Source organism: Legionella worsleiensis, assembly GCF_001467535.1.
Classification (GTDB): Bacteria; Pseudomonadota; Gammaproteobacteria; order Legionellales; family Legionellaceae; genus Legionella; species Legionella worsleiensis.
This window is the reverse complement of the sequence record NZ_LNZC01000022.1, coordinates 137,754-160,096: the sequence shown is the minus strand read 5'-3', so window position 1 is coordinate 160,096 and position 22,343 is coordinate 137,754. Positions and strand designations below refer to the sequence as shown.

Here is a 22,343-nt window from a genome sequence, read left to right as displayed (position 1 = left end):
AGGCTTGCACGGATCATTTAAAGTCGATATGAAACGAGATGATTCATCTAATAGCAATGAATTCGTCTAGCAGGCAAAATATACGATAAGCTAAACACCAGTTACGCCTATCAGCACCCTTAAGACTGCTTAATAAACCAGCGATAAACTGTAATAGGTATTAAGCTTCGACAGGATAAAAATCGGATTGCATTAATGGCAAATAGTCTTCTTCATCGAAAGAGGTATATTCCCAAGCATCCTGCCTGACCATCAGTTCACGTAATAATCGATTATTCAGTTCGTGACCTGATTTATATCCTTCAAATGCGCCAATTAAACTGGAACCCAGTAAATATAAATCACCAATGGCATCAAGAACTTTATGCGTTACAAACTCTGATTCAAAACGTAATCCATCCTCATTCAGAACTCGGTAATTATCAACAACTATAGCATTGTCCAGACTACCGCCTTTAGCTAAATCACATTCGCGTAATTTTTCATAATCAGAAAGAAAACCGAAAGTTCTAGCACGGCATACCTCTTTCACATAAGAGGTTCCTGAAAAATCGAAGCTGACCGTTTGCGGTTTGTCATTAAAGACAGGGTGATCGAAATCTATAGTAAAGGACACTTTATATCCTTTATGCGGAAGAAACTGAACGTATTTGCCGTTATCTTCAACACGAATAGGCTTGAGTATACGAATAAATTTTTTAGCGGCATTCTGTTCTTTGATGCCAGCAGATTGAATCAAAAAAACAAATGGGGCTGCGCTGCCATCCATTATGGGCAATTCAGGAGCATTCACATCGATGTAGGCATTATCAATACCCAAACCGGCTAATGCTGATAAAAGATGTTCTACCGTTGCAATTTTCACATCTTCGTGATGTAGTGTAGTACACAGCATGGTATCACCAACATGTTCGTAAGATGCTGGAATTTCAACAACAGGCGACAGATCCACTCGTCTAAAGACAATACCTGTGTTTACAGGAGCAGGTCTTAAGGTTAAAAGCACTTTCTCACCGGAATGCAATCCAACGCCAGTAGCCTGGATTACCTTTTTAGGAGTTCTTTGTTTTATCATTCAGTGCTCACCTTTCGTCTTTATTTATTTTGCGCGCAAAAACTTTTTCATTTTATCAACAATTTATTATTTAGTCTAATTTTTCTGGACATATTGTCCAGAGAACCATAGAACTATTGCAAACCAAATAGCAAAAAACCAGAACTCTTATCCCTCAAGGGACAAATCCTGCAGGGCAAACGCATCTAAACGTATTATCTAAGACCAAGATGCCTACGTTCTGCGCTTTATGCGCAGAATCCAGATCTTTACCTGCACTAAGATCGCATGGATCCTGCGCATAAAGCGCAGGACGTAGGCAAAAGGGTGGAGATTTATGTTCATAATTTAGATGCGTTTACCCTGACAAATCCTGGTTTCATTGCCATTCTACAAAAATGCTGCAAATTTTAGATCAGCTGCATGTTTGCAAACGTGTTTTTAATTATCAGTTACGTTTTAAACACAAACAACTGCTGACTGTGCTTATTTAATCCAATAATTACGGTTTACAACACGTTGAATCCTTTACTCTCTAGGCTTCCTCTTCCTGACGACGAAGAAAAGCGGGTATATCCAAATAATCAACATCTGGAACGTGATCATTAACAACAGTTTTTTGTTTCACCGCAGTTGTAGATACGTTTGCTGTCTGAGCTTGTTTACGAATCACTGCTGGTCTGTCCAATTGATGGTAGTCAAGAGAACCATCACTTCGGGTAGACTCCATCAGTCGCGCTCGCTGCCCTTGTTGTTGCGGCTGTTGATGACGCTGACGCATATCACCTAAACCTGTAACAATTACTGTAACTCTCATTTCTTCAGTCATTTCAGGATCAATTACAGTACCCACGACTACAGTGGCGTCATCCGAAATAAATTCTTTAACAACATCACCAACTTCTTCGAATTCGCCTATGGACATGTCCAGGCCAGCAGTTATATTAACCAGGATTCCACGTGCCCCTGAAAAATTAACATCTTCCAATAGAGGCGATGCAATTGCGGCTTCTGCGGCCTGTCTGGCTCGCTGTTCACCTACCGCACTTCCTGTGCCCATCATAGCCATACCCATCTCAGACATTACCGTTCGCACATCAGCAAAGTCCACGTTAATCAAACCTGGACGAGTAATTAAATCCGAGATTCCTTTTACTGCGCCAAGCAATACGTTATTTGCGGCTTTAAAAGCGTTGAGCAAGCTAATGTTTTTACCTAACACACTTAACAGTTTGTTATTGGGAATGGTGATTAATGAATCAACATGTTCTGCCAAACGACGTATTCCCTCTTCAGCAGACAGCGCCCGCTGTTTGCCTTCAAAAGAAAAAGGCTTGGTCACTACGGCAACGGTCAGAATACCCAATTCTTTGGCTATCTCGGCAAATACTGGAGCAGCACCAGTTCCTGTACCTCCACCCATGCCTGCAGTGATAAAAACCATATCCGCACCGCTTAAAATTTCACGGATGTGATCTCTGTCTTCTTCAGCAGCTTCACGACCGATTTGCGGATTGGCTCCAGCGCCCAGCCCTTTGGTCAACTGATCGCCCAATTGAATATGAATTTTGGCTTTAGAGCCTTTTAATGCCTGAGCATCGGTATTGGCACAAATAAACTCAACACCATCTATATTTTCAGCAACCATGTGCTCCACAGCGTTACCACCACCGCCACCAACACCAACGACCTTGATTACCGCATTATTGTCATGATGGCCGCTTTCCATTAATTCAAACATAAACCCGCTCCCCTAATGTGCTGCTTGTTCTGCTTATCACTTAAAACAGTTCTGATACGTTGCATCACGATGCAACCCCTAAATATGTACCATTGTTCATGGCTACACTGCAAATTTGTTATTGTAATCCTGGGGTAATTTTTCAAAAATTACCTTGAAACCATTCTTTCATTCGTGACCAAATTCCTTTGGTATTATCACTCAATGCCGGCACATTGTATGCGCCTTCGTATTGTTGTTGAAAACCATGCAGCAAGAGACCAACACCTGTAGCAAATGATGGGTTTTCTGTAGCTTCTGCCAATCCTGATACATGATGTGCGCACCCTTTACGGACAGGCATTTCAAAACAAAGTTCGGCAAGTTCAATAGCACCTCTGACGTTAGAAGCACCACCAGTCAAAACAATCCCTGCAGCCATTCTATCCTCAAAACCACTGCGTTTTAACTCATTGCGAACCAGTGAAAATAACTCTTCATAGCGAGCAGAAACCACATCAGCCAATGCTTTTGCAGAAATTTTTCTACCTGGACGTTCGTTTACGCTGGCAACTTCCAGCATTTGATTAGGATTAGCCAGCTCTGAAACGGCGCAAGCGTGGGTCAGCTTAATTGCCTCAGCAGCCTTGGTTGGTGTTCTTAATGCCATGGCTATATCATTAGTCACCTGATCACCGGCAATAGGAATGACCGAAGTATGCTGTATCGCACCTTCGCAAAAGACAGCAATATCAGTAGTTCCACCACCGATATCGATTAAACATACCCCTAAATCCTTTTCATCATCGGTTAAAACCGCATGACTGGACGCCAATTGTTCCAAAATAATGTCATTAACTTCCAACCCACATCGACGAACGCACTTGACTATATTCTGAGCAGCACTTACCGACCCAGTTACTATATGTACCCGAGATTCGAGCCTGACTCCTGCCATACCAATGGGTTCACGAATACTCCCCTGGTGATCAATGATGAATTCCTGGGGTAATATATGAAGAATTTTTTGATCTGCGGGAATGGCCACGGCCTTGGCTGCATCTATGACTCGTTCCACATCAGCCTGAGAGACTTCCTGATCCTTGATGGCGACAATTCCATGCGAATTCAAACTGCGAATATGACTTCCTGCGATGCCTGCATAAACGGTTCTGACTTCGCAGCCTGCCATTAGCTCAGCTTCCTGCACTGCACGCTGTATGGAATTTACAGTGGCTTCTATATCAACGACGACACCACGTTTTAAACCGCGAGAAGGATGGCGGCCAATTCCAATAATTTCAATCGCTCCATCGGATGAGACTTCACCAATCAAAGCAATGATTTTTGAAGTGCCAATATCCAATCCAGTGATAATATTTTTTTCTATTTTTTTAGCCATTATCGTCCCGTTTGTTGTTTCCACTGCACTGCCATACCGCGCGGATAACGTAAATCCACGCTTGCCAACTGATCTGCTTTTTCAGCAAACACTGCAGGATATGCTTTACAAAAACGCAGCAATCGCGCCTCTAACTCTTTCTTTCCCAAGTATATTTTTATGCCATTACCCAAGTGTAAAACCCAGGCCTGATTGTCTCTTAAACTCAATTCAGCAGCATTTAAACCATACGATGATAATATCTTACTCAATTTTTCATAAACTTGTAAGACATCTAATTGTTGGCCTGTTGGGCCTTTTAGTTTTGGAATGTGCAAATCAGCAGGAATGCTTCCTTCGTTAAATATCTTGCCATCTGCGGTCATTAACGCATTTCCCCAAACCGCAACGGGATTTTTTTCAACCAATTTGATTTTTATCGTATCTGGCCAAACTCTTTCTACATAGGCACTCTCAATCCAGTTTATTGCATTTAATTCATTTTGTAATTGCCTGACTGGTAGAGCAAAAAAACTGGTGCTCAAATGATTGGTCAACACCTCTTCCAATTCTTTATGACTTACATGTTCATAACTTGCTGCAACTTTAACCGTGTTAATGGGAAAACGATCCGCATCGCTAAGGTAAAAATAACCCAAGCGACCGGCTAATATAATAGCAATCACAATTAACAGACCCAACAGGAGAGTATATCCTGACCCATCGGAATCAACATCTTTTTTTTTGATGTTCTCTTTCACAGGTAATTGGTCACTAAATGGTGTCTGCAATTTTGATGAGTCAGCGCAATTTGAATCAGTTCATCAAGTAAATCAGGGTAAGCCAAACCGCTCGCTTCCCAGAGTTTTGGGTACATACTAATTGAAGTAAACCCAGGCAGCGTATTAATTTCGTTGAAATAAAGTTCGTCGGTTTTATCATTCACAAAAAAATCAACTCGTGCCAAACCCTTACATTTCAATCGCATAAAGACATCAGCAGCTGCCTGAGTTAATCGCTCAGTCAAACGGCTATTTAATAAGGCAGGAATAATTAAATCAGTCTTGGTGCTTTCAAGATATTTTGCGTTATAAGAATAAAAACCATCAGAGTGATTGACCCGAATTTCACCTGCCACACTGACTCTGGGTTTGGCAGAAGGATTAGTATTTTCTAATACCGCTAATTCAATTTCTCTTCCCTGAATGAACTGCTCAACCAGAATTTCCTCATCAAAACGTAACGCATCATCAACAGCGGCAATCAACTCCGCCATAGTGTTTACTTTATGAATTCCGACACTGGATCCCAATGAACAGGGTTTTACAAACAATGGCCATCCAAATTCAGCAGAAACATCGCTACAAAATTTCTGTCTTTCAGTCGCAGTAGTATGCCATGACAAAAGTTTATATGACGCAGATTGAAGGCCATTAATGCATGCAAACCTTCTGGCCATGTCCTTATCCATACCAATAGCGGAAGACAAAACATCACAACCAACGTAAGCAACACCTGCTAACTCAAGCAGACCCTGCAAACAGCCATCTTCATATAAAGGGCCGTGAACAACAGGAAAAACAACATCAGCTGGCACAGCCATAGTGCCGTTATTCAGTAAACTTGCTAAGGGTTTTGAACGTTCTGTAGCGACAGGAAGCTTCTCTTTATACTCAATTAAATCTGAGTATTCATGCAAATGAAACTGACCTTCTTTGTCCATTGCTATGGGAATAATGCGGTATTTTTCAGGACTTAAATGTCTGAGAACAGAAGACGCTGAAGCTAAAGAAACTTCATGCTCTCCTGATTTTCCACCATAAAGCAAAACAAGGTTGATAAGTCTGGACATTAACAGTCTCCAATAATATGTACTTCGTGCATCAACTCTACGGTTGTTTGCTCTTTAACTTTAGTTTGCACCAAATGAATCAATGCTTCAATATCTGCTGCTGAAGCCTTTCCTTCATGATTGATGATAAAATTGGCATGTTTGGGGGAAACTACGGCTCCGCCTAATTGAAAACCCTTCAAACCACATGATTCAATAAGCTTTGCGGCATAATTGCCAGGAGGGTTTCGGAACACAGAACCACAATTGTATTCGTTAGTGGGTTGAGTATTGGCACGATGCGCCAACAAATCTTTAATTTTTTGTAAAGAAGTTTCTTTATTTCCCAAAGCAAACTTAAAAGTAGCCGAGATAAACCACTCGTCATTTAATCCAGTTACATGCCGGTAAGCCACCTCAAATTCCTGAGGAGTTCTTACTCTAATTTCGCCATGACGATTCATCGTTTGAACTTCTACAACTGATTGCCATGTTTCACCGCCATGGCAGCCAGCATTCATACGCAGAGCACCACCCATAGTTCCGGGTATTCCAGCCCAAAATTCACCACCGGCAAGATTATTGCGTGCAGTAAACCGTGCCATACTGGCACAAGACACACCCGCTTCAACGCGCACTATGCCCTCACTTAACAAGGCGATTTCTTTCAAGCATCCCTGGGTGACCACAACAGTACCGGCAAATCCTTTATCCCGAATTAACGAGTTAGAGCCTAATCCCAACCATAACAAGGGCTCATCCTTGGAAAGCTGGCGCAGAAAAAGTGCGAGATCAGCCAAATGCGCTGGCTTAAAAAGTCTGGCCGCAGGGCCACCTACTCGCCAGGTTGTGTAATCAGCTAATGGCTCGTTAAACAGCAATGTACCCTGACACCCTACTGCAAGACCACAATCCTGTTCCACTATGCTCATGTTAATCCTTATCGTATTTTCATCAGGTTAACAGCCATTTGGCCAATATTTCCAGCCCCCTGCATCAGAATCACATCGCCATCCTTGACTGATTCATCAAGTTTTTCTTTCAGAGATTGCTCATTAACCAAAGTAACTCGTCGGTCTTTGTCTCTGATGCCTTGCGCCAATCCCGCACTGGAAATCCCGGGAATTGCCTGTTCTCCTGCGGCGTAAATGTCAAATAAAAACAACTCATCAGAGAGGCTTAACACATCGATGAATTGCTTGTATAAGGATTGAGTTCTGCTGTAACGGTGTGGTTGAAATACATGTACCAGACGCCTGTCAGGCCAGACACGTCTGAATGCATCTATAGTCGATAAAATTTCTTGCGGGTGATGCCCGTAATCATCAACGACTAGCGCAGAACCGTGCTCAAATTGGCGCTCGCCCAACATTTGAAACCGTCGACCGACGCCTTGGAATTTTTTTAATCCACGAACAATAGAATCATCATCCACCCCAAGCTCTGTTGCGATAGCAATAGCGGCAAGAGCATTAAGCACATTATGACGCCCTGGGTATTGGAACTCAATCGTTAATGTCGGATAAGGCGCAGGCCTAATTACCGTGAATTGGCTTAGCATTTCATTTTGCGTCCAATCGACCGCCCGATAATGAGCCTCTTCTTTAAATCCATAGGTCAAAGTAGGCCTTTGAATCGCAGGAATAATTTTTTGAATCTCATCGTCTTCTATGCACACCACCGCAAGACCATAAAAAGGCAGGTGATGTAAAAATTCAACGAAAGTCGTTCTTAATTTATCAAAATCGTCCTGATAAGTGTCCATATGATCGGCATCTATGTTGGTCACTACGGCCATCATAGGCTTTAAGAATAGGAACGAAGCGTCGCTTTCATCAGCCTCTACAACAAAATAAGCAGATTTACCCAACTGGGCATTACTACCACTGCTGTTTAATTTACCACCAATTACAAAGCTGGGATCAAGACCGCCTTCTGCAAGAAGGCTACTGACCAGACTGGTCGTTGTGGTTTTACCGTGAGTGCCTGCAATAGCAATCCCATGTCGAAAGCGCATTAACTCGGCCAGCATTGCCGCTCTTGGAATCACAGGAATCATTAATTGTTGTGCAGCGATAATCTCGGGGTTATTCATATCAACCGCCGAAGAGCGCACTACAACATCTGCTCCTTGAACATTTTCAACTCTATGACCAATAAAAACATTTATTCCCATAGCTTTTAATCGCTGTACCGTACTGCTTTCACCGATATCAGAACCTGTGATGCGATAACCTTGGTTATGCAATACTTCTGCAATACCACACATACCCACACCACCAATACCAACAAAATGAATTTGTTCTACACGCCCCATCCTTGCAGATAAAAATGGTCCTGAATTATTCACAATTCCCCCTTATGCCGTTTGCGATCTCAACCCAAGAGACTGCCAACGATTCTCATGGTCTATGCGTAATAACAACGCAACGACCACACAATTAATAACCATACTGGCACCACCATAACTTAACAATGGCAGAGTTAACCCTTTTGTAGGTAACAACCCCACATTAACGCCCATATTGATCGAAGCCTGTAAGGCCAACCAAATAGTCAGCCCATAAGCCGTAAAAGAAGCAAAAAGACGCTCTTGCACATGGGCTGTATATGCAATACTAAGTCCTCTAAATACAAGTATACTATACAAAAGCATGACTACTAAAATTCCAAACAAACCCAACTCTTCTGCAAGAACAGCAAATAAAAAGTCAGTATGCGCTTCGGGTAAATACATTAATTTTTGAATGCTCTCTCCCAGGCCAGAACCAAACCAGCCACCACGTCCAAAAGCAATTAATGACTGAGTCAGTTGATAACCACTGTTGTACTGATCGGCCCAGGGATCGAGAAATGCAGTTAGGCGAGCAACTCGATACGGTGAAGAAATAGCCAAAACAGCAAGTGCACTAATGACCACGCACATTAAGCCAATGTAATATCTTAGTTTGACACCCGCAAGAAACAACATGGCCATGACTGTGCCGGAAATAACGACAGTCGCACCAAAATCAGGTTCAAGTAATAATAAAAACGAAACAATGCCCAAAATTACCATGGGTCTGATAAATCCTAAAATACTGCTGCTCACGGCTTCTTGCTGCCTTACCAGATAGCCTGCCAAATAAAAAATCATCGTTAATTTGGCCATTTCCGAGACTTGAATACCTATAGGACCAAAAGCAAGCCAACGCCGACTGCCATTCACCGAGCGGCCTATTCCAGGAACCAAAACAACAACCAACATGATCAAACAGACTATCAGCATGGGAACGCTTATTTTTTCCCAAAAGCTGCTGTCGGTACGCACCACAATCAAAGCCAAGAGCAAGCCAAAAAACAAATAACACGCCTGACGGATTAAAAAATGGAAGGGTTGATGAAAATATTTGGTGGATATCATCACCGAACTGGAGGCGACCATCATTAACCCAATAATCAATAAACCAAAAACGGCACCTATCAGCCATTTATCATAAAGGGATATGGGCTTGCTTACGGGCTTACCTCTTTGATTTAAATGTCTGGGTCGCATGGCGCCTATAATCCATTAACAGAGGAAGCAAACACATCGCCTCTGTGGTTAAAATCACGAAACATATCAAGACTGGCGCACGCCGGCGATAACAAAACGACATCCCCCGGTTTTGCACATTTTTTCGCCTCAATGACCGCATCATCGAGGGAGGATGCACGAATTACAGGAACCACGTGAGCCAGAGCAGCCTCCATTTTGTCTGCATCTTCGCCGATAAGAACCAAAGAACGAACGTAATCGCTAACTGGCTTGGTCAAATCGCTAAAATCAGCGCCTTTACCCTGCCCTCCGGCAATAAGAACAATTTTTCCTTGCATGGCTCCTCCTATTCCATTAATGGCTGAGAGTGTTGCACCTACATTTGTTCCCTTTGAATCGTTTATCCATTCGACACCGTCTAAAGAACGCACCCACTGACAACGATGCGGCAATCCCGGAAATGTTTTTAATACATGCAAAATATGATGTTGCGGTACTCCAGCAGCTTCCGCAAGAGCACATGCAGCAAGTGCATTGAGCCAGTTGTGAACGCCCTTGATGAGCAGGGAATCTACTGACAAAAGGCATTCATCGCCTTTTGCCAGATAATGACCACCATTCCTGGCGATAATTCCCCAATTACCCGCTGCCGGGACATCACTACCAAAAGACACAACATGCATCCCACAAGTCGTGGTTGCATTAGGAAGCGTTACCGCATCATCACGATTGACCACGGCGGCTTTTGTCTGATGATATATTCTTTGTTTGGCTTGTATGTAGGCTTCCATAGTATGGTGCCTGTCCAGATGATCCGGAGTGACATTCAGAATGGTTGCGGCAACTGGAGCTAAAGAATAAGTCAAATCCAGCTGAAAACTGGATAACTCCAAAACCCATAAGTCGTACTGATGATCATCAACCAGCATATCCAGAACGGGCGTGCCTATATTCCCGGCAACGGCAACACTAAAACCTGCGGCTTTTGCCATATCCCCCACCAAAGTAGTCACCGTAGATTTACCATTCGTTCCGGTAATCGCTACAACCGGTGCATGAATCTCTCTGGCCAAACATTCAATATCACCATAGACAGCAACGCCTGCAGCAATCGCCTTTTTTATGATAGGTGTATCAAGAGAAACCCCTGGACTGGTGATAATATCGGTTATTTGACTTAACTGTGGCTCGGGTACTGATTGCAAATAGACAGGAACCTCAGGAAACTCGGCCCTAAACTCCGCAAGTCCTGGCGCTTCTGCCCGAGTATCAAACAAAATAAACGATTTATTTTTTCTGTGCAGGTAGCGGGCTATAGATAACCCGGTTTTGCCTAGCCCTGCTACTAAATACGAAGAATGATTCATGAATGCACCTTGCCTATCGAAGTTTTAATGTAGCCAAACCGCATAACACAAATACAACAGTAATGATCCAAAACCTGACAATAACTTTAGGCTCAGACCAACCTTTTAATTCGAAATGATGGTGCAAAGGAGCCATTCGAAACAGCCGTTTGCCATGAGTTATTTTAAAATAGCCTACTTGTAATATAACCGAAATTGTCTCAATGACAAACAATCCACCCATGATTAATAACACAAGTTCTTGCCTGACGACTATAGCAACTATTCCTAATGCCGCACCAAGGGCTAAAGATCCTACATCGCCCATAAAAACCTGTGCAGGATAACTGTTATACCAGAGAAAACCCAAACCTGCGCCAACAATAGAAGAGCAAAAAATAGTTAACTCTCCAGTGTTCGGTACAAAGGGCATACCCAGATAATTAGAATACACTGAATTACTGGACACATAGGCAAAGACACCTAAGGCCCCAGCAACCATAACTATGGGCATGATAGCCAAACCGTCCAGCCCATCGGTTAAGTTTACTGCATTACTACTACCCACAATAACAAAATAAGCGAGAACGGGAAATAAAATACCCAAATCAAAAGTCACTGTTTTAAAAAAAGGAACAATCAATTGTGTATTTACCGGCAAGCTGGCATTCAGGTATAAATAAAGAACGGCAATCACCGCAATAACCGATTGCCAAAAATATTTCCAACGACCAGGCAACCCTTTGCTGTTTTTTAATACCAGTTTGCGATAATCATCAACCCAACCGACCACCCCATTGCCCAGAGTCACCAAAAGAACCAGCCACAAACTGGATTGTTTTAAATCACACCAAAGCAAACAACTGACCGTCACAGCCAATAAGATTAATACCCCTCCCATCGTCGGAGTGCCTGCCTTGGATAAATGCGTTTGCGGGCCATCATTACGCACCATCTGACCAATCTGTAGCCCACGCAGCCAGTTAATCATCAAAGGACCACACAACAAACCAACAATTAATCCAGTCAAAGAAGCCAAAATGCATCTGAACGTCAGGTATTGAAAAACTCTTAACGCATGATACTGTCCCTGGAATAGCTGCGTTAGCCAATAGAGCATAATGTTTCCTCATGTTAATAATTAGGGCTGTTTTATTGCACTGCGTTTAAACAAAAATCTTTGGTGAAGCAAAAAAGCGATCAAGCATATCACATTCAAATCGAATCAATTAAGCAGTTTATGGACAATTTTTTCCATAGCGCTGGAGCGAGACCCCTTTACCAACACAGTTGTATTATCAGAAACCTCTTTGAGTAAATTTAGAATCAAATCTTCCTGATTTGCAAAATGCTGCCCGTTGTTGCCAAATGCCTGCGAGGCATACTTACTGTAAGTACCACAGGTAAACAGACCATCAATCCCCAAGCGGTTTGCGGCCAAACCAACTTCTCTATGATGCTCTTCCGCCCATTCACCTAACTCTCCCATGTCACCAAATACAAACAGCCGCTTTCCAGGGCGTGCTGCCAGTACATCCAGGGCAGTTAATACAGAACGTAAATTAGCATTATAGGTATCGTCTATTATGGTGGATTGATTTATTCCTGATAATACGGTCATTCGTCCATTAACCCCCGAAAAGCGGTTTAAACCGTTTTGAATGTCGTGAACGTCAATACCCACCGCATAACAACACGTTGCCGCAGCAAGTGCATTTCTGACATTGTGCAAGCCAGGTACCTGTAATTCGATATCAATTCTGGCGTTAGGTAAAACCAAGGAGAAATGTCCTCGGCCCTGAGTATCAAGACGCACATCCTGCGCATAGACATCAGCAGGATGATCCGCTGAAAATCGCAACACTTTTTTATCGGCAATCAACTCATCCCAAAAATGGGAATAAGCATCATCATCATTGATGACAACCGTTCCATGAGCAGATAATCCTTGATGAATCTCACCTTTGGCACGAGCCACACCATCAATAGAACCAAAGCCCTCTACATGAGCAGGACCGATATTATTGATCAAGGTTACATCGGGATGAACTATTGCAACGGTATGGGCAATTTCTCCGGGATGGTTTGCCCCCAGTTCAAAAACTGCGTAGCGATGTTGATGGCTTAATTGCAATACACTTAAAGGAGCACCCAGATGATTATTTAAATTTCCTTTAGTCGCATGAGAGGGAGGAGGTAAAATAGATGCAATCATCTCTTTTACCGTAGTTTTGCCGTTTGAACCGGTTAGGGCAATCACTGGACAATTAATAGTTTGTCTGTGCGCTTTTGCAATTTGAGCCAGAGCAAGTACCGGATCCTTTACAACCAGCTGAGGAATATTCACTTTAGAAACAGGATGGCTAACTACCGCAGCAACAGCGCCCTTTCCCTCCGCCTCTCTGATGAAATCGTGACCATCAAAATGCTCACCTTGTATTGCGACAAACAAATCTCCAGGCTTGATAATACGGCTATCAATACATACACCAGTCACTTCCGAATTTATCGAACAGGTTTGAGAAAGCAGTGATGCAATACGATTCAGATTCATGGTCTCAATACCAGGCTAAAAGTCTAGTGTACTAACACTCACGCTCACAGTTCAAGATGAATCGTCATGAGAAAGGCCAAAATAAAATTTTCAGCATGAATTCATGCTGAATCAGGCAAAAATCCGAAGAAAATACACTCCTTTAGGAGTGCAACAGGCTGAATACAACTCAGGCTGTTGCACATTCGTGTTCAAGGTGTTCTATATTCAATAATCGGTGATAACGGGCAATGCGGTCATCAGTCAATTGCTTGCGTTGATCATCAAGCAAATGTGCGTCCATTCCTTCACTCAATTGGTGCGCCGTTTCCAACATAATTGCAAAACGCTCGGCATCTATGCTTGGGTTTTTAGACGTTTGCATGAATAAACACAAACCCCGTACACTGAATGCGCCTATATTTTGTAAATCAAAAACACCCGTTGAGGTAGCCGCAGCGAGACTGCACATGACTGGTCCTTGACCGTTAATGCATTGGTGACGATGAAATAGCTGCCCTTCACCAAAACGTAATCCAGCAGCAAGAACTGTTTGTAACAATTCATACCCGGCAAATTGCCTGTTTTCTTTAGCCAGTAAAAACATCATTATGGTTGCCGGCGCCTGTGTGTTCGTTTCTTTTACAGCAAATTCTACACTGTTTTCATCCTGGACTATGAGCTGAGGCGTTGCAGGTCGAGATACTGCATCGTTGATTAATTGCGGCATGGGTTCTTCCTCTACTACGCAATCAAGCGAATCCGCTGTAGTGATTTTTCGCACTGCGATGATGTCATCGTTGTATGGCTGTTCGTCATAAGGACTATTAGGCACAGAACCCAATGACGGTTTTTGGTGCTCAGGATTTAAGCTCTGCTTTCTTATTTTCATTAAGCGCCCAATCGCCGCTATAACGCCGATTAACAACAGGACATTAAGAATTAAACTCCAATTTGCCTGCATAATTTACTCCATAGTCAAAGCGTGTTTCACGTCTACCGCAACCAAACGTGACACTCCAGGCTCACGCATAGTTACCCCAATTAAATGATCTGCCAACTCCATTGTTACCTTATTATGAGTAATAAACAAGAATTGTACGAATTGTGACATCTCTCTCACTAAATCGCAAAATCGCCCTACGTTTACGTCATCTAAGGGTGCATCCACTTCATCCAACATACAAAATGGCGAAGGATTAAGCTGAAAAATCGCAAAAACCAATGCAACAGCCGTCATTGCTTTCTCGCCACCGGATAATAAATGAATCGTACTGTTGCGTTTTCCGGGTGGCTGAGCCATAACCACAATACCCGCTTCCAACAGATTATCACAAGTTAATTCAAGCTGAGCTCTTCCTCCACCAAATAATCGAGGAAAAAGCGCTTTAAAAGAAGTATTCACTTCATCAAAAGTATTTTCAAGACGTAAACGAGTTTCTTTATCCATTTTTTCTATTGCGGTTTCCAGGGTTGCTAATGCCTGGCTTAAATCCTCATGCTGTTCATCGAGATAAATTTTTCGCTGCTGTTCTGCAGCATATTCCTCAATGGCAGCCAAATTAATAGCTCCCAGTCTTTTAATTCGCTCGGTAATGGCAATAAGCTCTTCCTCACGCATCGTTTGGGTGGTTCCGGGAGGAATAAGTTCTAAAAGGATATCTGCCTTGAGATCCAGTTCATCGAGCGATTCCTGAACCGAACTGGCTCGAACTGATAAGGCATGTTCTTCCATCCGTGTTTGCCCTATAACATCCTGTATTCGCTTCATTTCCAAATCATAAGCAATCGTTGCTTTATCCAGTTTTTCCAGTTCGATACGAAATTGTGCCAACCGTTCCCTACTCAGACTCAATTGCGACTCGACCTCGCCATGTTTCAGCAGTAATTCCGCCAAGTGTTCTTGCAACTCAGCATCAGGTTCAGCAGATTGCATACAGAGCATGGCCAAATGCTCCAACCGCTCCTCCAACACATTCAAGCGCTCCTGTTCTCTGCTGATCCTATCGGTCACTTGCTGAATTTTTATCGTTTCTCTATCGTATTCCAGCTCGGTTTGATGCACCATGCTGCGTAATTCAGCAACCAGTTTATTCTGGGCGGTGACTGCATCAGCGAAGGCTTGTTTTTCGGCTGCTGCATTAAACTGCTGTTGTTCGGCTTCCTGATACTGTTGCTCTAAGTCGTGCAATCGCTCATCCAGTTTTAATTGTTCTGTAGCCAATTCTTCAATCAAAAATGCTAAATCTTCACTTTCAGCGGCAATAGTGCCCATAATCCGTTGGGCATGTTGCATTGCGTGTTCATTTCCAGCTAATGCAGAACTGTTTGCTCTCAACGCATCATTACTGGCATTAAGATTCAGCTGATACGCTTCAAGACGTTTGATACTTTGTTGCAGTTGAGCATGATGTTGATCACGAAGTGAGCGTACCGATTCTATCTGTTGCTGTAACTCAGCCACAATTAGGTTCAATTCAGTAATTCTTTGCTGACGAGCAAGCAACCCCATCTCATCGTGCGCACCACGATTGACCAGTTTTACCCAGCCTTTTCCAAGCCAAAAGCCATCAACAGTCACAACAGACTCATGATCTGACAGCTCAGGTAACCAGCTGCGTGCCTCATCCAAATGCTCGGCAGTGTAAATATGATGCACATTTTTGAAGGTGGCGGGAATACTTCCGCTGATTTGATCAGACAATCTTGGGTGGCTGCTTTTGTTGCAAGACACATCATTCAAAGTAACAACACTTTCCCCCAAGCGAACGCACTCAGACCACTGTGGCCACAGTTCATCAAAATCATCCAAAACATAAGCATGTAAATCGTCTCCCAGCACCATTTCACAAACAGATTGCCATTGAGGCGCAACCTGAAGCACATCCATTAATCTGGATTTTTCACCCCAGGTTTTAATGCCTTCTTTGCTTGTTTTATTGGCCTGTCTCGCCGCCTTTTGGATGGCAATTAATGCGGCATGTTCACTATTTAAACGATGAAAATCATCTTGTAACTGATGCAGCTGTTGTTCCGTTTCCTGTAACTGCAAACGGTGTTGGTTAATGTGTTCATTGCCCAACCGTAACTGTTCTTCATCAAATAATTGCGTTTCAGATAATTGCGTGCGCTGGTGTTCCAAATCACGCTTGGTTTGCTCTAATTGCTCCAGAGATATGGCATTTTTTTCTGATTCGAGCTTTTCCAGTCTGAGCTGCGTTTGCTGACGCCTTTGTTCCAGATGTTGCCTGTTAATTTGGGTAACATTCAACTCACTTCGCACAGTATTGGTATTAATTTGTACTTCTTGCCAACGCTGTTCCCATTCTTTCTGCTGCTGTTGAGCCTCTTCCTGAGCGCACTCCCTGGCTGTAAAATCCCGTTTTAGGGCATCTAAATCACCCGCCAGATTCTGGGCTCGTTGCTGTGCATTGACTAATTCTTCCTTGTCTCGTTTTAATTGGCTTGCAGCGCTTTGCCAATCCTGCTGCATTTGCTGCCTGTCGTGTTCAAGGCGTTTTTTATCACGCTCTTTTTGTTGAATGGTCTCTTCGAGGCGGGCTATTTCGGTACCGGTTTGATAAAATGTTTCCTGAATGTATTGTGATTGTTCGGTTGCATCCTGTAACTGCTCGTTTAATACCGTGCGCTCTTTGCCGGATGCGGTTAATAAACTCTGCTGTTCCTCATAGCGAACCGCTAGCTGCTGCAGTTCACGCTGTTTAATCTGCTGTTGTTGCGTAAACTCTTGCCATCTGAGAGCTAATATTTCCGCTTTGCATAACCGTTCTTCTTCTTTGAGCACGGTATACCGCTCAGCAGATTTAGCCTGACGCTCCAGGCGTTGTAATTGTTTGTCCAGCTCTTCTCGGATATCGGCAACCCGAGTTAAATTGTCACGGGTGTGTTCTATGCGCTGCAAAGTTTCACGCCGTCTTTCTTTGTATTTGGATACCCCTGCTGCTTCTTCAAGAAAAGCTCTTAACTCTTCTGGTTTTGCCTCAATTAATCGAGAAATAGTCCCTTGGCCAATAATAGAATACCCTTTGACACCAGCACCTGTTCCCAAAAAAATATCCGTGATGTCCTTCTTGCGGCATCGACTGCCATTAAGGAAATAAGACGATTCACCATCTCGGGTCACTATCCGTTTGACTGCTATTTCACCATAGCTGGCAAATGGGCCAGATAAACGCCCCAAACTGTTATCAAACACCAGCTCTACTGATGCCTGCCCCACTGATTTGCGTTGCGACGAGCCGTTAAAAATGACATCGGTCATGGAGTCGCCGCGCAAATTTTTTGCAGAACTCTCCCCCATAACCCATCGCACTGCATCAATAATGTTTGATTTGCCACATCCGTTAGGGCCAACGACGGCAACAAGCTGACTTGGAAAATGAACCACAGTGGGGTCTACAAAAGATTTAAATCCCGCTAATTTGAGTTGCTTCAACTGCATGGCGATTGGAAAAATAATAAACTAATAAGGCATTATAACTGAGGATTAGGGTGATGACCATTTCACAACTGAGGTAATTTCAACACGTACGATAGCATAAATAAAAAAACCCAGCATGGGGTGCTGGGTCAAAAAGTTCTAAAGCGTGCAACAAGAGATGATTACATGCTTGCCTGGGGAGCTGTTTGGCTGCTTTCCTCAGGTTGAGGAGCGGCCTGCAGTGGTGGAATGATCACCTTAGCCTCTTGAGCGATAAAATCAAGTCTGCGTGCCAGTGAACCTTCGGGATTCAACGTTACACCTTCCGTTTTTTTCAACTCAGCAATTACGGCATTAACTAATTGCTGGACATTAAGTAAATCATTTCGCTGCAACACCTGTTCAACGGCACGAGTATGATGCCTTCCTAAATGGCAGGTAAACAATCGCCCCCAAAAACCTCCTTTGACATAATCACGGAGAAGATTTTTTGCCTGAGCCAAATCCGATCGCCTTCCTTCAGCATTCCAAATCCCTTTATAACTCGCAGGAAAAACTGGCTTTTTTTCTGCGGTTGGCACAGATGCCTCAGCTGGAGAAGCAACAGATACTGCCTCATGATCTGCTGTGATTGTTGCCATGGAGCTGTTTTGTTCTTGTGGTGCTGGAAGTTGGAACTGGCTAATTTTTAGTGCCTGGATATTGAGAAATCTATTTTTTATGTGGCTTAGCGTATTAAACCAGGCAACCGCTTTATCAGGATTAATTTTATACAGCTCCCCGACTAGTGCCAATAAAGGCTCAAAGCGTGTGCGTAATTCTGCTTCAAACACCAATTCATTGTGATAATCGGCTGGCAAAATTTTAAATGATTTGCCAAATTTCGCCAGAGCTGCCAGATTTTGAGCCACATCAGCTTTCAAACATCCTACCCTATGGGTTACTTGCAAAGGGGCAAATAATGAAACAGGTACTTTGCTACCAACGTAACTGATTAGGCTGCCTTTTGTGAAGAACTCGGTGATCATGGGTTCCAAATCATGCGCAGGATTCTCAGCTTCCGTTAAAGATGAGTTTACTGCGATACTAGATGCTGCTTCGGTCAATGTGGTGGTTATTTCAGTTTTGAGCATGTTTATGAGGTCATCAAAGTCTATATTTGATGCCGCCAAAGCCGCATTTATTTGCGCAGTTGACAAAAACAGGGAGTCAGAAATTTTTGCTTTTCTTAAATCTGCTCGACTGAACTGGATTTCTTTACCAAGATTGAAAATATCATCACTTTGATTCGCCAATTCTATAACATGAGTAGGAATACCCTCACTTGAAATTCCCATTTCGTGTCTTAGTTGCATGTAAGAAACCATATAACTAAAAGGCAGGGTAATTTCTTTTTCTGAAAGAAACTGATTCGCAGAGACCAGAAAGAACGCATCCTGCCGATGACGTATTTCTCTGTGACTACCGGATTCTTTGAAATAAGCCAATTGTTTGGCTTCCATTAACCCCATCTCAATTTCATACACCGTATTTCTGGGTGCATCCAAATGACCATCTTGTTGAGGCTTGTAGGTTATGGTAGCCGGGGGGAGCGCTGTTTTTACACCAGCATCAACGAGGATTTTCAACAACGTTAACATGCATTCTTTTAGTTCTAAGGGCTTGATTTGTTTGAAAATCGGCACAATAATTTTGATTTCCTGACCAACCTGATTCCATGGAAGCCCCTTGTAAGTACCGTTTGTTACCTCAAACGCTTTTTCTTCTGTTTTATGAACTTGTAACCCCAAACCATTTTCAGCCAAATAGGTTTGAAATTGAAAATTTGTTTTTATCGCCTCCAAAGCTCGAGCCAAATTTTCGGGGTTACGATCAAGAGCTAAATACACCATGCGGTAGGTGATCAGTGATTCATCGTGAACTATATGGCGATTTTGATCAGCTCTGACAAACCAGCGAGGGCCAGCTTTTTCATCACCAAAGAAATGGTAGAATTCCTCAGTTTCAATGCGCTCTAAAGAAAATTCTTTTTTGGTTTGATATAACGAATAAACGGGCATCATTAATTTTATCTCCTGAATTAATTTTGAACATTATGACATGAAAATATTAAGGAAAAATTAAGGTTAACAATGCTTTGTTATTTGACCAGGAGGCAAAAAAGTCTATCGTGTTTTTAATGCAATTCCAAGACAACGTGCACAATTGACAAACATACTTATCCTTATATAATGCACGATTCTGAAATCTTATGGATAAATAATGAAACAACAGTTTAATGCGCTACCCCGAATTGTATTGACCCTTTGTTTGACCCTGTTGTGCTCAACGCCTCTTTTTTCAGAACCACCAAATCTCAGCCTGGTTAAAAAAGAAGTCATTGCCTATCATGACTCCGGCCTTTATTACAAAGATCTGGAGCGTAAAATAAAACAAGCGCAACAGTATATTATCGAACAAGCGGCAAAACACAAAAACACTCAATCAACTCAAAAACTGGCGTTGGTTCTCGATATAGACGAAACCAGCTTATCCAATTACGATAAAATGGTGGTACGTGATTTTGTTGGCACCAAGGATGAAATACATCAGGAAATTATGGCAGCAAATGCCCCCGTTATAAAACCGATGCTGAGTTTATACAACACCGCTCTAAAGCATGGAATTAAGGTATTTTTTGTAACCGGTAGAGTCGAATCAGAGCGCAATGCCACGCAAATTAACCTGACTAAAGCAGGCTATAAAAACTGGGCGGGACTGTATTTGCGCCCCCAGGAATATTCATATCCGTCCATCATCCCCTTCAAATCCAAAGTACGGGAATCAATAACCCAAAAAGGATACACGATAATTGCCTCTATAGGGGATCAATACAGCGACATCCGTGGCGGTTTTACTGAAAAAGGATTTAAATTACCGAATCCTTATTATTATCTACCCTGATTCCTTTCCTATCAGACGGCTACAAAAATGGTGGTGGGGGGTTATCAGGGTAAACGCATCTAAACGTATTATCTAAGACCAAGACGCCTACGTTCTGCGCTTTATGCGCAGAATCCAGATCTTTGCCTGCACTAAGATCGCATGGATCCTGCGCATAAAGCACAGGACGTAGGCAAAAGAGTGGCGATTTATGTTCATAATTTAGATGCGTTTGCCCTGGGGGGGTTATTTTGTGACTCACACCAGTTTTCTTAGATGGATGGACAGAAACTTCATTGGAATTTTAATTGACTGTTTAAACTGGATTGATTTACTAAAAGAACCAAGCCCCACCAGAGCTAATTGAGCTTCAGAGAATGGGGCTTGAGAGAGTTCATGCAAAAAAGGAACTATATCAGGCGTTTTTACCTTTTAAACGTACGGCCATAACTTCCATAGCCAGGAACTTAAGGTAATCATAACTCACATAATAATCACCTTGATCACCAGCTAAAGCTGACCAGGAATTACGCAGAGTAAATACGCCTTTATTGACGTGGCCTTGCTCATCAGCAACTTCCACATCATCATCATAACCAGTAACAACAAGTTCATGTCCGGCATAAATATTGCCATTCATTGCATCCGTGATAATTTCAGGTGTCAGCATCCAGGTGTCGTTTTCAACCTTATTGCTTCCAACGGCACCCGCATCTCCTACGTATACATCCAGCAACATGCCTACAGTCAAGCGGTTGCCTTTAGCCAGCTCGTTTTTAATCTGGTAGACAATATCGTTCATGTTTGTTTTTACAGAAAATGATCCCTCATCTTGCAACAGCGCCTCCCAACTTATCAGTTTAGAAACGGGAATGCTGTGGGCCAAAAATTCGGTCTCGGACATTGGATTACCCTCATTAATTTCATCAGTTAATGGATATTCCTTAACTCCGGCACAGCCGTTTAATTTTTGATAATTTTTACTTATGATGCCGTAGTCCGTAATTTGTTGCAGAACCCAGGCTCCAAAAGAACCATTCCATCCACTTGCCTGAGCTTTATCATGAATAGCCAGATAACTGCCTAATTCAAGACTGCATAACTGACTGACGTAATCCCCTGCACCCAGTGCAGCATTTAACGCAGCAGTTACCGCAAAAGTCACACAGCTGCCATGATATCCCTGGTTCAATACCGGAGTTAATTGCATGCCCAGAGCGACTTTTCTTGGTAATTCGGAAGCAAAAGAAGCATTAGCAACCGAATTTTGAGGGTATTGGGATAATTGATCATGCAAATAGGATTTAGCGTTTGCAGATAATTCGTATTTTGGTAGTTTAAATTTCAGAGTTTTAGCGGGGCCGATAAGATTTTTTGGGGAAATATTGACTTCCACTTCACCCTTTAGATTTACCTGACTGGCAAAGGCCAATGAAGTAGATAAAGACAAAACAGCTAAATTGATCAATTTTTTCATAAAATAACATCCCTATAGTTAACTCTCTAGCATCATATCAAGAGAAAAACTAAATGCAACAGATTCCAGAAATACTGATCTGGCATTCTGATTAAAAATAGATCATACCCTAGACATCTCC

The 22,343-nt window shown here is 42.6% G+C and carries 16 protein-coding genes; 1 reads left to right on the top strand and 15 read right to left on the bottom strand.

Annotated features, from left to right (window positions below; all coding sequences use genetic code 11):
• Positions 1 to 160: 160 nt before the first annotated feature.
• The 14 genes from lpxC to Lwor_RS09220 all read right to left on the bottom strand — a co-directional run bounded on the left by lpxC (position 161) and on the right by Lwor_RS09220 (position 19,886).
• The gene (gene lpxC, locus Lwor_RS09285) at positions 161 to 1,075 is read right to left on the bottom strand and encodes a UDP-3-O-acyl-N-acetylglucosamine deacetylase (RefSeq protein WP_058493610.1); all 915 of its coding nucleotides are present in this window, start codon (positions 1,073 to 1,075) and stop codon (positions 161 to 163) included.
• Between the two features lie 514 nt (positions 1,076 to 1,589).
• Entirely contained in the window at positions 1,590 to 2,795 is a 1,206-nt protein-coding gene (gene ftsZ / locus Lwor_RS09280) for a cell division protein FtsZ (protein WP_058493609.1), read from the bottom strand.
• A 142-nt stretch (positions 2,796 to 2,937) separates the two neighbouring features.
• Positions 2,938 to 4,176, bottom strand: a complete 1,239-nt coding sequence (gene ftsA, locus Lwor_RS09275) for a cell division protein FtsA (protein ID WP_058493608.1) — start codon at positions 4,174 to 4,176, stop codon at positions 2,938 to 2,940.
• On the bottom strand, positions 4,176 to 4,916 hold the full coding sequence (locus Lwor_RS09270; protein ID WP_083501608.1) for a cell division protein FtsQ/DivIB: 741 nt from the start codon (positions 4,914 to 4,916) through the stop codon (positions 4,176 to 4,178). The genes ftsA and Lwor_RS09270 overlap by 1 nt, the downstream gene beginning before the upstream one ends.
• Positions 4,913 to 6,007, bottom strand: coding sequence for a D-alanine--D-alanine ligase family protein (locus Lwor_RS09265; protein ID WP_058493607.1), 1,095 nt, complete (start codon positions 6,005 to 6,007; stop codon positions 4,913 to 4,915). Before Lwor_RS09265 ends, Lwor_RS09270 begins: the two co-directional genes overlap by 4 nt.
• A complete protein-coding gene (murB, locus tag Lwor_RS09260) occupies positions 6,007 to 6,918 on the bottom strand; it encodes a UDP-N-acetylmuramate dehydrogenase (RefSeq protein ID WP_058493606.1) in 912 nt (303 codons plus the stop codon). Before murB ends, Lwor_RS09265 begins: the two co-directional genes overlap by 1 nt.
• Before the next feature lie 8 nt (positions 6,919 to 6,926).
• Entirely contained in the window at positions 6,927 to 8,336 is a 1,410-nt protein-coding gene (murC, locus tag Lwor_RS09255) for a UDP-N-acetylmuramate--L-alanine ligase (protein ID WP_058493605.1), read from the bottom strand.
• Positions 8,337 to 8,345: 9 nt separating this feature from the next.
• On the bottom strand, positions 8,346 to 9,521 hold the full coding sequence (gene ftsW, locus Lwor_RS09250; RefSeq protein ID WP_058493604.1) for a putative lipid II flippase FtsW: 1,176 nt from the start codon (positions 9,519 to 9,521) through the stop codon (positions 8,346 to 8,348).
• A gap of 5 nt (positions 9,522 to 9,526) precedes the next feature.
• On the bottom strand, positions 9,527 to 10,870 hold the full coding sequence (gene murD / locus Lwor_RS09245; protein ID WP_058493603.1) for a UDP-N-acetylmuramoyl-L-alanine--D-glutamate ligase: 1,344 nt from the start codon (positions 10,868 to 10,870) through the stop codon (positions 9,527 to 9,529).
• A gap of 13 nt (positions 10,871 to 10,883) precedes the next feature.
• The gene (mraY, locus tag Lwor_RS09240; RefSeq protein WP_058493602.1) at positions 10,884 to 11,969 is read right to left on the bottom strand and encodes a phospho-N-acetylmuramoyl-pentapeptide-transferase; all 1,086 of its coding nucleotides are present in this window, start codon (positions 11,967 to 11,969) and stop codon (positions 10,884 to 10,886) included.
• Between the two features lie 105 nt (positions 11,970 to 12,074).
• Positions 12,075 to 13,403 (bottom strand): UDP-N-acetylmuramoyl-tripeptide--D-alanyl-D-alanine ligase, encoded by a 1,329-nt coding sequence (locus Lwor_RS09235; protein ID WP_058493601.1) that lies wholly within the window; start codon positions 13,401 to 13,403, stop codon positions 12,075 to 12,077.
• Positions 13,404 to 13,572: 169 nt separating this feature from the next.
• Complete coding sequence (locus Lwor_RS09230; protein ID WP_058493600.1) at positions 13,573 to 14,346, bottom strand: cell division protein ZipA C-terminal FtsZ-binding domain-containing protein; 774 nt, start codon at positions 14,344 to 14,346, stop codon at positions 13,573 to 13,575.
• Between the two features lie 3 nt (positions 14,347 to 14,349).
• On the bottom strand, positions 14,350 to 17,844 hold the full coding sequence (smc, locus tag Lwor_RS09225) for a chromosome segregation protein SMC (protein ID WP_058493599.1): 3,495 nt from the start codon (positions 17,842 to 17,844) through the stop codon (positions 14,350 to 14,352).
• 161 nt (positions 17,845 to 18,005) lie between these two features.
• Positions 18,006 to 19,886, bottom strand: a complete 1,881-nt coding sequence (locus tag Lwor_RS09220; protein ID WP_058493598.1) for a DUF5617 domain-containing protein — start codon at positions 19,884 to 19,886, stop codon at positions 18,006 to 18,008.
• 199 nt (positions 19,887 to 20,085) lie between these two features.
• Here Lwor_RS09220 and Lwor_RS09215 point away from each other — a divergent pair, with 199 nt between their 5' ends.
• Positions 20,086 to 20,766, top strand: coding sequence for an HAD family acid phosphatase (locus Lwor_RS09215; protein WP_058493597.1), 681 nt, complete (start codon positions 20,086 to 20,088; stop codon positions 20,764 to 20,766).
• A gap of 394 nt (positions 20,767 to 21,160) precedes the next feature.
• Here Lwor_RS09215 and Lwor_RS09210 read toward each other — a convergent pair whose 3' ends face one another.
• Complete coding sequence (locus Lwor_RS09210) at positions 21,161 to 22,222, bottom strand: C1 family peptidase (protein ID WP_058493596.1); 1,062 nt, start codon at positions 22,220 to 22,222, stop codon at positions 21,161 to 21,163.
• Positions 22,223 to 22,343 lie beyond the last annotated feature (121 nt).